The following is a 12,887-nucleotide window of genomic DNA, read 5'->3' on the forward strand; positions in this document are numbered from 1 at the left end:
AATATTTAGTATTTATATACTTTTAAAGAATACTGGATATTTAGTTGTTTATTCTGGAATAGGGCTTTACAATAGCAAGAATGATAGTTATCTGTTATTCTTTTGGTCATAGTATGCATATAAAAAATTCACTCCTTCTTGTTGTTGCATGTGCTTTATTAGACCATGATAATCGAGTGTTGCTTGCGCAACGGCCTCAAGGAAAATCGCTAGCTGGTTTATGGGAATTTCCCGGTGGAAAAATTGAAAATGGTGAAACGCCAGAGACATCGTTAATTCGTGAGTTAGCAGAAGAGCTTGGTATTCATGTTCGGCAGGATAATTTATTACCCTTAACATTTGCAAGCCATAATTATGAAACCTTTCACCTGTTAATGCCATTGTATATTTGCCACCGTTATGAGGGCGTTCCAAAAGGACGAGAAGGACAAAATTTAGAATGGGTTTGCATGAGCAGTCTTGATGAATATTCTATGCCTGATGCTGATAAGCCATTGATTCAAGCTCTAAAAAATTTTGTTCTTTAATATTCTGATAAAGAGAAAATATTTATAAACAATGCGAAATTTCTTTTACTAAATATTTTCTGATCAAGGAATCTTAAGTGGTTGTATTTTAAAAGTAAGGCCTTTGAGATAAATTGTTTGATTATTTTTGCACATTTGATTGTGCACTGTTTTGCGTTGGATTACGAGAGTTATTGTGCGTACATTTATTTTTATTAAGTTACGTTATTTTAGATAAAATAATTATTAGAAATAAATTATTTGTAGATAAAAAATATTTTTAAATTTAAAAAAATAATACTAGGAATAAATAATGACATTTAGTTTTTTTATTAATTTATTTTTATTTATTGTTTTTTTGTTATGTCTTTTCCATTACAGAAAAATTAAAAAAAATCTTACATTGCAAGTTATACTAGGTCTTATAGTTGGTTTAATTTTTGGTAGTATTTTGCAGATTATTTATAAGGAAGGCAATCCTATTCTATTAGAGTCTGTTGAATGGTTTAACATTGTTGGCGATGGATATATATCGTTATTAAAAATGATTGTTATACCATTGGTTTTTGTTTCTATTGTTTCTGCAGTAGCACATTTACATTCTATTTATGCTGTTGGCAGAATTGGCATAATAACAATTTCAATACTCCTTTTAACGACATCTTTTTCTGCATTGATTGGTATCTTTATTGTTAATTTCTTCGGATTCACTGCAAGTAGTCTAGTACATAAAGGAGAAGATATATCTACTCTTCTTGGAAGCCATATTTCTCAGCTTGAAAATATCAGTATACCAAAGTTGATTTTATCATTTATTCCTCAAAACTTATTCGCTGAGTTAATAGAAACAAAGTCTACATCAATTATTAGTGTTGTTATTTTTTCAGCTTTTTTAGGAGCAGCGGCTATTCTTTTAAAAAAGGATGAACCGGATAAAGGAGAGAAAGTCCTTTTATTGATTCAAATTATGCAGTCTTGGGTTATGCGATTAGTGCGTATTATAATTTCTTTAACACCTTACGGTGTTTTTGCTCTAATGACTAAGGTAGGAGCAACTTCAAATGCTGCAGATATTTTAAAATTACTGGTTTTTATTGTTATTTCTTATGTTGGCATTACCCTTATGTTTGCAATTCATGGTATATTACTGAGTATCTCAGGTATTAATCCATTCCGTTTTTTCAAAAAAGTTTTTCCCGTTTTAACATTCGCTTTTAGTAGTCGTTCAAGTGCTGCTAGTATTCCTCTGAATATCGAGGCACAAACTCAATGGATTGGTGTCCCGCAGACAATTGCAAGTTTTGCCGCTTCTTTTGGTGCAACAATTGGTCAAAATGGTTGTGCAGGACTTTATCCAGCAATGCTCGCGACTATGATAGCCCCTTCTGTTGGCATTAACTCTTTCGATCCTCTCTGGATAGCTACCCTTGTTGGTGTTGTAACATTAAGTTCTATTGGTATTGCTGGTGTTGGAGGAGGAGCCATTTTTGCCGCATTAATTGTTTTACCAATTATGGGACTTCCTGTTACTTTGTTAGCTGTACTCATTTCTGTTGAACCTCTAATTGATATGGGCCGTACGGCTCTTAACGTAAATGGCTCAATGTTAGCTGGAACTATGACAAGTCAGATATTGCATACAACGGATAAAAGCATTTTTGAAGGATGATTTTCATATTGAGATGATCGCTTTTCATGTTTATTTCGATATAATCTCTGTCATTGATTAATAATTTTATTTTCTTATAGAGTAGCTTTTTTCCACAAAATATAATATCTCACAAAGCTGCACATTATCACAAATATAGTTTTGTGGTAAATCTGAATTTTTATAACCTTAGGACTATTATCTTAGCTCTTTTATCAATTTTAATGTTTCTGGAAATTTACATACTTTTAAAATTTTGTTATCTTCATAGATGCTAGTTTGGAATAGATCAAGCAATTGCTTTTGTGTGGTAGCTTTTTACTTTAGAAAAACTTACTGAAGTTACCTTCTTTTATATTTCTGAAGTCTTTAGGAACTCTAGTACAATAAAGTTTATAATTATTAGTTATTATTTGATTTCTTCTAGAAGTTCATATTTTGGATTGCGGGTTTTTAGATATAAGATATCTTTTTTGTATGTAGTAACTTAATGTTTAATGTATTAAATGTTTATAATCCGTGAGCCAAGGAGATACTACTTTTTCTTATTATAATAAATAAATTATAATGCTATATTATAATTGCTCACTTTAATGCCTATTGTAAGATGGTCGTTTCTATCTTGACTTGATAAAAATTGACTACGATTATAAGATTTTGCCATTGGTAAAAGAATATTATTAAAATGGTTTTATCTAGTAAATTTGGATTTCATTTCTAATATTCACATAGTAGCTGATGCGCATTATAAAATGCTTTTTTATAAGGCTATGATTAAAACTCTAATTTTAATATTGTTTTCTGAATTAAGAGTATTTCTCTTTTTCAAAAGAGAGGTCTTTAGTATTGAGCTCTTATATCACACTTGTGGCAAATAAAGCTTTTATTATTAATCAGATTAAAGCGCTTTGTTATTTAAACTAGAAATTTCTAGTCATAAAGCAAGATTTAAATTAATCATTACCTTACTTATTTTAAAATTTGTGATAAAATTGAAATAAGTAAAAATCAAACGATCAATTGCTTTTTTATTAGCTCAACTTAATGATTTATAAAGTAATTTTTCTCTTAAGATTCTATTGATGATAGAACAGATTTTACCTCAATGATATATCTAAAAAGCCAAAAATAACCTTGATAATTAACAAGGACAATATCTACTTTCAATATTTTAAAAAATGCTAATAAAAACATATCAATTAAAATATGTTTCAATCTTTTTTAGAGATTCTTTAACAAGGGGCTCTTTAATCAAGCTATTAGCTTGTTCAGCATCTAATTCTTTCATAAGAAGCCTATTTATAGCAGAGATTGCTAAATCAACAGCAGTTGAAGAAAGCGTCCGAATTGCATTTGCTTCAGCTTGAGCAATTTTTTGTTCCACTAACCGACTGTGATTTTTTATATATTCCTCTGTTTTTATGCGAGTTTCAGAAAGCATAGCTTCAACTTTATCTTTAGCATCAGCAATTATCTCTTGTGTTTCTTTTTCTATTTCCAAATGTTTACGCTGATATTCAGCAAGCACTTTCTGTGCCTCTTCACGAAGACGAAGAGCTTCATCAAGTTCATCTTTAATGTGTTTGGCACGTGTATCAAGTTTACGTATTATTGCATTGGGAACTTCAAAATAGACTAAAAGAGCCAAAAAAAGAACTAATCCAATAAAAGCCCAAAATGTATCAGTCATTTCCGCAATCCTTAATGACTTACAGCTTTAATAGCTGAACTAATAGATTTCTTACTAATATCAACATCAATTAACTTCTTAATGATTTCAAAAGCAATTTCTTCTGCGATTAAATTAACATTTTGCATTGCTTTGTTTTGAATCTTTCTTATTTTATTTTCAGCATCTTCTAATTCTTTCTCCAAAGCTGCTTCGATTTTTTCTCGCTGGAGCTCAGCTTTTAATTTAATTTCATTATTTGCTACCTGTATTATAGTTTTTGCTTCTAAACGAGCTTCTGCTAATTTCTTTTCGCAAATTTCAATTACAGTATCCGCTTCTTGTTTCATCCGCATTGCCTGATCTAAATCGGAAACAATTCGATCTCTACGTGTTTCAATAACACTACCGATACGTGGTACGATTACACGAGAAATGAAGAGATAAAAAAATCCAAAAGAAATAGCTAACCAAAGAAAATGCGAACCAAAATACACAAAATCGAAAGGTGGAAAGGTACGACTCGCATGCTCCGTAATACTATTAAGCTCTCCCTTACCATCATGACACTCTAGCATTTCAGTATTATCATGATCAAATTCTGTCCCATCATCAAAATGATCTGGCATTTTAGTATCTTCTACATCATTGCTGGCAATTAACATTTTATTTTCCTTCGAAATAATCACTCTGTCTCTATTAAACCAAAGTTTCTGATAAGCAGTAACTTTCTTTTTATTTAAGAACTAAAAATTGTACCTGTTCTCAAATAATTTATAAAACAGACATGCTTTTTTGAAGGTAATTAGACGGCGAAAAGCAGTAAAAGAGCAATAAGCAATGAAAAAATACCTAAAGCTTCTGTAACAGCAAAACCAAATACTAAACGACCAAATTGACTATCTGCTGCTGATGGATTTCGTAAAGCACCAGAAAGGTAGCTTCCAAAAATATTTCCAAGACCTAATGCGGTTCCAGCCATACCAAAGCAAGCAAGACCAGCTCCAATATATTTTGCTGCAAGTACTAATTCCATATCATTCTCCTTTAAAACGAAATTGCATAATTTGACGGAAATCCGTCGGTTTTATTAATGTCCTGGATGGACTGCATCATTAATATACATACAAGTTAGAACTGTAAAAACATAAGCTTGAAGAAAAGCAACCAAAAATTCAAGAGCCGTAATTGCTACAGTCATAGCAAGTGATAAAATTGCACCGCCCAAACCTATGATTCCAACCCCAACCATTGAAACAATGAAGCCAGAAAATACTTTAAGTGTAATATGACCTGCAAGCATATTAGCAAACAGACGAAATGAAAGACTAATAGGACGAGATAAAAAAGAGATAATCTCAATCATTGTAACTAAAGGCAGTATGATCACAGGAACACCACTAGGAACAAAGAGTTTTAAGAAATTTAACCCATGTTTATAAAAACCGTACCCAATTACCGTTAAAATTACCAACATTGCTAGCGAAAAAGTAATTACAATCTGAGAAGTAATTGTATAAAAATAAGGGAATAAACCAATAAAATTAGCAATAAGAACAAAAACGAATAACGAAAAAACTAAAGGAAAAAATTGCATTCCCTGTGTACCAGATGATTCTCGCAAAGTTGATGCCACAAATTCATAAAGCATTTCGGAAACAGATTGCATTCGTGTTGGAACTAATCGTCGACTTGATGATGAAATGAAAAGAAATAATGAAGAGAGAATAATTGTCAAAACGATAAAAAATGATACATTTGTAAATGACAAATCCATGTTTCCAATGGAAATATTAATCAATCGTGAAACCTCAAATTGATGTATAGGATCCGGAGCGTGCGATGTCACTTTTAAACCTCTTTATTATCTTCTTTACTTTGTTGCAAAGTCCTACGTTGTTCTAATCGACTGGGAGCAATATATTTTACAGACCGAAGAACACTTAGTATACCAGCAACGAATCCAAGAAAAAGAAAAAATACTAATCCCCATGGTAACGAACCTACTAATTTATCAAACCCAAATCCTAAAACAGCTCCTACGATAATATTTGCCAGAAATTCACTTGACAACTTAACAGCATATGCCATTTTTTTTTGTTGCTCTTGTCCTCCGACTTTAGACTGCTCTTTCGTTAATATTTTTTTACTGATTAAAGCTAACTCTAAATTCCGGCTGCGACATTCTAAATCTTCTGAATAAAGAGAAGAGACTCGTTTGTGTTTGCGTCTCTCAACATCCTTTTGTGGCATATCGGGTTCATCGCCCTTCGCCATAATTGGCTCCTTAATCAAAAAAAGGTTAAAATACACTGTATTAGACTTTATTTAGCATATTGCTGTCAGATTTATTCGTCAAGTCCTCAAAAGAGCTCTACCACAAAGATTTTTGTATATAAATAAAAACATCTAAAATTTATTTTATTAGGTAGAAAATCAAATAAAATAAATATCATATCTTAAATTTCAACAGATTCACAAACACTTATTTTTGATAATAAGTGATCGAATATCGATTTTTAATTTTATAAAATTAAACAATATGTAAAAGAGAATCACTTCTTTTTTGCTTGTTTTGCAAAAGGATTACCGGATGTTCGCAAAGATAGACGAATTGGTACACCTTGCATATCAAATTTGTCTCGCAGTCCATTAGAAAGATAACGCAAATATGATTGAGGCATTTCTTCTGATTTTGAACAAGAAATAACAAATCCAGGAGGCCGTGTCTTAACTTGTGTTATGTATTTAACCTTAAGTCGACGTCCAGAAACGGCGGGTGGTGGATAATTAATAATCATCGTTTCAAGCCAGCGGTTCAGTTTTCCTGTAGAAATACGACGGTTCCATACACGGTGCATCATCGTAATATTTTCCATCAATTTATTAATTCCTTGACCATATAGACCTGATAAAGGAACGGCTCTTAAGCCACGCACTTGAGGAAGAAGGCGAGTACATTTTTCATATAAAGTATTTAATGCTTCATGACGATTTTCAATAAGATCCCATTTGTTAAAAGCAATGATAGGAACACGTCCTTCACGAATCACAAGATCAGAAATTTGTAAATCTTGTTTTTCAAAAGATGTCGTTGCATCAAAAACAATTACAACAACTTCCGCGAAACGGATTGCACGTAAGGAATCCACAACAGAAAGTCTTTCTAATTTTTCTTGAACTTTTGATTTTCGACGCAAACCTGCAGTATCAAAAAGTTTAATGCGACGATTATTCCATTCCCAATCTACAGAAATAGAATCGCGAGTAATACCAGCTTCAGGCCCTGTCAGTAAGCGATCTTGTTTCAACATGCTATTAATAAGTGTTGATTTCCCTGTATTTGGACGACCAACAACTGCTATCCGTATGGTTTTTTTTTCATCGTAAACAGGATCTTCTTCTACTGTGTTATCAATATTATCACTAATAGATGAAATCTGTGCAGTAGTATAAGTTTTTTCTTTTTCTTGCCTCAGATTAAAAACTTTATCTGCACCAATAGCCGCTACAATAGCATCACGAAGGTCAGAAAGACCATGACCATGTTCAGCTGATATTGGGCAAGGTTCACCCAATCCTAATGACCATGCTTCATATTCTCCTGCTATTGCTGTTTTTGACTCAGATTTGTTGGAAACAAGTACGATTGGTTTTCCTGATTTACGAATGAGTGAAGAAAAGTCCAGATCACTTGGTGTTATTCCGCTTTTAGCATCAAGAACAAATAAAATAAGATCTGCTTCATCAATGGCAATTTTTGTCTGAGCACGCATACGTCCTTCAAGTGTATGATTATCTGCTTCTTCTAACCCTGCTGTATCAATAACATCAAAATGTAGATCCTGAAGCTTAGCTGAGTGGATACGTCGATCACGGGTTACGCCTGGTTGATCATCAACGAGAGCCAACTTTTGTCCAACCAAACGATTAAATAGTGTTGATTTCCCAACATTAGGTCGACCAACTATAGCAATGGTAAGGCTCATCAATTTATTCCTTATTTACCTTTCCACTTGCTTGAATAAGCTCAAGCATAATTTTCGCTCGATCTGTTATTTTAAATCCTAGAGCGTTCTCTTCAACAATTTTTTTGAAATAATAAACTGCCTTTTCCATTTTATTCGCTTTATAAGCAGCTAAGCCTAAGGCTTCTCTTGCAGACATGCGCATAGGATCAATATCATTGGCCATTTCTTTAACACGTTGCATTACATCGTCAAATGTTCCTATATCAATTAAAATATAAGCTGCTCGAATTTTTGCAACTTCCCGTAAAATCTGTGGTGCTTTTTCATCTGCTGCGATCATATCAAACATTTTTACTGATTTAGCATTATCACCTCGTTGCTTCCACAAAGAGGCTTCAAGTAAACCTGCAAGAAAAGGATATCCACCAAAATTAGATTGTTTAACACTTTCTAATTTTTTAATTGCTTCATCGAAATGATGTGCATCAGCTAAATCAAGGCTTGTTATAAATATATCACCAACATTATTGGCTTTATTTATCTGCTGCTGCTGATAAATTTGATAGACAATGATCGTCAAAACAAAAATAATAACTGCACCAATAACCAAAAAACCATAACGTTTCCAAAAATTATAGAATTTTTCTTGACGGAGTTCTTCATTAACTTCATAAATAAAATTATCATGTGTCATATAGTTTGCCTTGAAAAAAATATTCTGCGTTTTTACATAAAATGTATAAAATTAGTAATCTTAATCAACAAAGAATTCTATAATTTGGACTGACAAAATTAGAATGAGTGTCTGTTTTTATCAATTGAATTTTTTAATTATGTACTACTTAAAATTTCTGTAAAATTTGTCGATTGATATTACGGTGTTGATGTGCTTGACCTCTATAAAAGCATGAAAAGCTATTTTCAATGACTCATTCAAATACATTGCAGATTATTTAATTCTTTATTATTTTTTGCAATAAATCTGTCATGATAATGACTGAATACACAGGTACGGCGTAAGTTAATCTTATTATCGATAGTTTTTATTGTTTGTAAAAATTTTATACGAATAATTTTATAGAGAATAAATACTTAAATATAGCATTTAGATGAAAATAATCATATTCAGTTTATATAAGTTTATACAATTTCAATAATATTATCCCATCTCGCTTTTTTTATCTAAGCGGTTTTTTCTACGGCGTACATCTATTATCTAAAAAGTATTTTATTGTAGTGGCCACACCCACATTAACATGGGAACAGAGACGACTGCTATTAATATAGCTAATGGGATACCAAAACGTGGATAATCACTAAAACGATAACCCCCTGGCCCCATTACCAACATATTACATTGATGTCCAATAGGTGTGAGAAAATCACATCCAGCACCTATTGCGACAGCCATTAGGAAAGCTTCAGGTTTATAATGGAGAGAATGCGCAAAGCTTGATGCAATTGGCGCTATTACCATTACTGTAGCTGCATTATTCAAAAATGGTGTCACCAACATTGCTGTAATTAAAATAAGCGCCAATGCTCCAGATGGTGGTAAAAATACAGCTAATTGACTTAGCCAATGACCGATTAAATTTGTACATCCTGTTTTTTCTAATGTTTCACTTACTGGAATGAGAGCAGCCAATAATATCAATATTTGACCATCTAGAGTTTGATATAAATTTCGTATCGGAAGGACACGAAAAACAACCATTGCGACGGCTGCTGCAAAGAAAGATAATGCAACTGGAATAATCTGAAAAGCGGTTAAAGCAATTGCTATAAATAAAATAGACAAAGCTGCAAGACTATGTCGTAAATTACCAAACATAATATTACGCTTTGCTAATGGTAGGCATTTTAATTCCCGTAACAAATTTGGAATAACTATATCTTGCCCTTGTAAAACAATTACATCTCCAAGACGGAAAACAATGTCATTAAGCCTTCCTCGAATCCTTTCATGTTGACGGCTTAATGCAAGAATGTTCACATCATAACGCTCAAAAAGTGAAAAATTTTTAGCACTAATGCCGATAAGAGGTGAGTCATGTGAGATAACTGCTTCAATAATATCAATTTCACTGTCTTTATCATTTGTAGGTACAGTACAGCCATTAAAAAACTCCAAACGGGAAGAATTAATGACAATATCTAAACCTTTATGTGATCCCTCCAATAACACAATGTCTCCTTCAGAAAAAACAAAATCCGGTAAGGGAGAAATAAAGCATTTATTTCTAATAATTTGTAGAACCATAACTTCACCATTTGATGGTTTAACAAGATCAATAATGGTTTTGCCAATAATTGGAGAATAAGCTGGAATATGTACTTCTGAAACATAGTTACGAATATCAATAGCATCATCAAATGATACATTTGGATGTGTACGGATAGGCAGCCGCCAGGAAAAAAATACCAAATACAATACTCCAGAAATAGCAACTACTATGCCAACTGGCATGAAATCAAACATAGTAAAAGGAACTCCTGTCAAACGTTCTTGCATAGCTGAAATAACGATATTAGGAGATGTGCCTATTTGCGTCATAAGACCACCCAATAAAGAGCCAAATGCCATCGGCATTAAAAATACTGATGGTGTAACCTGAGAACGACGAGCAAACTGAAAAGCTATTGGTAGCATGATAGCCAAAGCACCAATATTTTTAACAAATGTTGATAAAAGCATGACAGAGAGAACTAAAAAAGCAAGCTGAAGCCGTATCGATTTCACATCAGGCCATATATGTTGAATAATTAATTCCATCACACCAGAGCGTGATACAGCTGCACTAACTACAAATACACTACCGACAATAATGACAATATCATTACTAAAACCACTAAACGCTTCTTTTGGACTGATAAGACCTACCGTGCAAGCAATCAATAATGTACAAACAGCAACAAGATCATAACGAAATCGATCCCAAATGAAAACAATCATCATGAGACAAATGAGAGAAAAAGCCATTATTTGATCTTCTGTCATGACATTTATCTTTTCCTGTTTTAGCATTATTACAAATACACATATCGTTTTTAACTGTTCCTATCATTAGAAACAAGATCAAACCAAACATGATTGTAATTAATTAAATGGATGATTAAAAATGATCAAAAGATAATATTTGCATATATTTTCTTGTTAATTGTCATAGTTTTTGCAAAAATTAAACTAAAGAAAATTTAGTGATAGTTAATAAAAGTTTATTGAAAGAAATGAAATAATAACTCTACATGGATAAAGTGATAAAAATCGACTGTTGTTTAATGGATGCTATAGCTTCTCTGAATTGTAAGGTAAGTTATCTGTATTTAGTTATGAATGATAAAACTGGAAGAAAAAAGAATGGCCAATTTTAATAGTCAATATCAAAATGACCACAAGAACTGGTCGATGTATATCATTGGATTTATCTTTATTTTAGTTCTCATATTTGTTGGGGGATTTTATATAACAAAACCCTATCTAGATAGCTTTATAAAAAAACAAATGGTTCGTCATTCTATCTATGCCGAAACATCGGAGGTTAGTATTATAGGAAAAGTTAACTTAACCAATATTATTTTACCAACTCCTACAGGCATATCACTTAAAATTGGTGCTATTTCAGCTCGTCCACCGATTACCTTCATTCCAGGGAGTTTCACACTTTATAATATTGATTTAAAATATGATAATATTCATTTAAAAATACCAAAAATGTTTATTAGTAATGTGTCTTTAAAGGAAAAAGACATCACAATTAAATCTCGTATCTTGCAACCGCTTATGCGTCTTAATGTTGCATCAATTTTTGCACCAGATCTGTTTTTTTTCATAAACAATGGTAATAAATCAACTGAAGAAATAAGCATAAAGAACTTTCAAATTTCTGATTTTAAAAATGGACAAATTCGTTCTATTGGTATCGACAATATAATAACGAACATAAATCTTGCATCAACAGCTGAAAATGATACTCGGCAAATAGGTTTAATCATTAAAAGTGATGCAATGAAAGCCTATAATATCAATGTTGGTTATACGCACTCTATCATTTTTGGTACAAGTAAAACGAAGAAAAGCAAGACTGTTATTGGATCTATTGTCTTGGATAATATGATAGTCGATCTCTTTCAGGAAAAAGACAAAAATATCTCTTTTTCTCTTGGCAAGTTTAAAACATCTTGTCTGAAAATGAAACCAATGGCTCACTCACCTGAGCAACTTATTAAAACCTATCTTAATGCAAGAAAGGAAAATAATCAGGAAGGTGTAAAAGCAGTGCGGAATTCTGCTCTCTTAAATAGTCTTTCAGCGATAACTTCTATTAATTTGATCATTAATAAAGCAGCAATTGATATGCCACAGCTTAAAACACAACTTGAGTCATTTGAATTAAGACCAAGTCAATGGCAGCAATCTATACCTCAAAAACTTTTAGTGTCTCTGAATGGTCTTTCAATGGTATCTAAAAGAATGGAAAAAAATGATTTAGATTTTCTTAAAAAAATAAATTTTGAATCTTTAAATCTATCAGGAAAAATTGATGCTTCATATAACGAAGAAAAGCGTACACTTTTCCTAGATGCAATGTCTTTTAATATAAAAGATATAGGGTCTGGAAATATATCAGCAAAAATAATAAATATTGATAAAGCATTTTTCTCAGGTCAAAAAGACGCAATGATTTTTTCTACCCAAGATCTTAGTATACCTGAAATTGATTTGCATTATAAAGATGCTGGATTCATTGATAAATTTTTCTCTTATCTTGCACAGAATCTCAACGATAGTGATAATGAGCATAATCTTAAAGAAGAGCTTTATGATTATTTTTATTTAATAGTAACCGAAAGTTTGAAAATGTTATTAAAAGATCATGATGAATATGAAAATATTTCAAAATCTTTTGGGGACTTTGCTAAAAATCCACAAACATTAACAATTAAAATGAGGGCGAAGGATAATAAAGGTTTTACAGCTGTTGATCTTAAAAATATTTTACAAAATGATTTATCAAATATTTTAAATAAAATGAATTTAACTGTAAAAAATAAAGCATCTTTTTAAAACATGTAATTAATTTCAAATCATT

At 31.8% G+C, this 12,887-nt stretch carries 11 protein-coding genes; 3 read left to right on the plus strand and 8 right to left on the minus strand.

Going from position 1 to position 12,887, the window contains the following annotated elements:
• The first annotated feature begins 113 nt into the window (after window positions 1-113).
• Together mutT and Bra60_RS01030 are read left to right on the plus strand one after the other, a co-directional pair.
• Window positions 114-527, plus strand: coding sequence for an 8-oxo-dGTP diphosphatase MutT (gene mutT / locus Bra60_RS01025; RefSeq protein ID WP_035006710.1), 414 nt, complete (start codon window positions 114-116; stop codon window positions 525-527).
• 292 nt (window positions 528-819) lie between these two features.
• Window positions 820-2,175 (plus strand): cation:dicarboxylate symporter family transporter, encoded by a 1,356-nt coding sequence (locus Bra60_RS01030; protein ID WP_078697998.1) that lies wholly within the window; start codon window positions 820-822, stop codon window positions 2,173-2,175.
• A 1,174-nt stretch (window positions 2,176-3,349) separates the two neighbouring features.
• Here the strand turns inward: Bra60_RS01030 and Bra60_RS01035 are convergent.
• The 8 genes from Bra60_RS01035 to Bra60_RS01070 form a co-directional block, all read right to left on the minus strand.
• Window positions 3,350-3,844, minus strand: coding sequence for a F0F1 ATP synthase subunit B (locus Bra60_RS01035; protein WP_035006261.1), 495 nt, complete (start codon window positions 3,842-3,844; stop codon window positions 3,350-3,352).
• 11 nt (window positions 3,845-3,855) lie between these two features.
• Window positions 3,856-4,401 carry a F0F1 ATP synthase subunit B gene (locus Bra60_RS01040; RefSeq protein WP_236823968.1) on the minus strand — a complete coding sequence of 182 codons (546 nt, stop codon included), beginning with the start codon at window positions 4,399-4,401 and terminating at the stop codon, window positions 3,856-3,858.
• A 227-nt stretch (window positions 4,402-4,628) separates the two neighbouring features.
• Window positions 4,629-4,859, minus strand: a complete 231-nt coding sequence (locus Bra60_RS01045; RefSeq protein WP_006589457.1) for a F0F1 ATP synthase subunit C — start codon at window positions 4,857-4,859, stop codon at window positions 4,629-4,631.
• 54 nt (window positions 4,860-4,913) lie between these two features.
• A complete protein-coding gene (locus tag Bra60_RS01050) occupies window positions 4,914-5,672 on the minus strand; it encodes a F0F1 ATP synthase subunit A (RefSeq protein WP_078697999.1) in 759 nt (252 codons plus the stop codon).
• Between the two features lie 2 nt (window positions 5,673-5,674).
• Complete coding sequence (locus Bra60_RS01055; RefSeq protein WP_078673594.1) at window positions 5,675-6,100, minus strand: AtpZ/AtpI family protein; 426 nt, start codon at window positions 6,098-6,100, stop codon at window positions 5,675-5,677.
• A gap of 278 nt (window positions 6,101-6,378) precedes the next feature.
• Window positions 6,379-7,812 (minus strand): ribosome biogenesis GTPase Der, encoded by a 1,434-nt coding sequence (gene der, locus Bra60_RS01060; protein ID WP_078688337.1) that lies wholly within the window; start codon window positions 7,810-7,812, stop codon window positions 6,379-6,381.
• Between the two features lie 4 nt (window positions 7,813-7,816).
• A complete protein-coding gene (locus Bra60_RS01065; RefSeq protein WP_078688338.1) occupies window positions 7,817-8,488 on the minus strand; it encodes a DUF2659 family protein in 672 nt (223 codons plus the stop codon).
• A 534-nt stretch (window positions 8,489-9,022) separates the two neighbouring features.
• Window positions 9,023-10,795: an SLC13 family permease gene (locus tag Bra60_RS01070; RefSeq protein WP_078673597.1), complete on the minus strand. Its 1,773-nt coding sequence runs from the start codon at window positions 10,793-10,795 to the stop codon at window positions 9,023-9,025.
• Between the two features lie 360 nt (window positions 10,796-11,155).
• Between Bra60_RS01070 and Bra60_RS01075 the strand changes: the two genes are divergently transcribed.
• On the plus strand, window positions 11,156-12,862 hold the full coding sequence (locus Bra60_RS01075) for a hypothetical protein (protein ID WP_078688339.1): 1,707 nt from the start codon (window positions 11,156-11,158) through the stop codon (window positions 12,860-12,862).
• Window positions 12,863-12,887: the final 25 nt, after the last annotated feature.

It is taken from the genome of Bartonella sp. Raccoon60, assembly GCF_002022585.1.
Lineage (GTDB): Bacteria > Pseudomonadota > Alphaproteobacteria > Rhizobiales > Rhizobiaceae > Bartonella > Bartonella rochalimae.

Excerpts from the sequence above, each read along its gene's own strand:
- Bra60_RS01030 (WP_078697998.1), top strand. The coding sequence starts at position 820 with ATGACATTTAGTTTTTTTATTAATTTATTTTTATTTATTGTTTTTTTG.
- Bra60_RS01065 (WP_078688338.1), bottom strand. The coding sequence starts at position 8,488 with ATGACACATGATAATTTTATTTATGAAGTTAATGAAGAACTCCGTCAA.
- Bra60_RS01045 (WP_006589457.1), bottom strand. The coding sequence starts at position 4,859 with ATGGAATTAGTACTTGCAGCAAAATATATTGGAGCTGGTCTTGCTTGC.
- Bra60_RS01055 (WP_078673594.1), bottom strand. The coding sequence starts at position 6,100 with ATGGCGAAGGGCGATGAACCCGATATGCCACAAAAGGATGTTGAGAGA.
- Bra60_RS01075 (WP_078688339.1), top strand. The coding sequence starts at position 11,156 with ATGGCCAATTTTAATAGTCAATATCAAAATGACCACAAGAACTGGTCG.
- der (WP_078688337.1), bottom strand. The coding sequence starts at position 7,812 with ATGAGCCTTACCATTGCTATAGTTGGTCGACCTAATGTTGGGAAATCA.
- Bra60_RS01070 (WP_078673597.1), bottom strand. The coding sequence starts at position 10,795 with ATGACAGAAGATCAAATAATGGCTTTTTCTCTCATTTGTCTCATGATG.
- Bra60_RS01035 (WP_035006261.1), bottom strand. The coding sequence starts at position 3,844 with ATGACTGATACATTTTGGGCTTTTATTGGATTAGTTCTTTTTTTGGCT.
- mutT (WP_035006710.1), top strand. The coding sequence starts at position 114 with ATGCATATAAAAAATTCACTCCTTCTTGTTGTTGCATGTGCTTTATTA.
- Bra60_RS01040 (WP_236823968.1), bottom strand. The coding sequence starts at position 4,401 with ATGCTAGAGTGTCATGATGGTAAGGGAGAGCTTAATAGTATTACGGAG.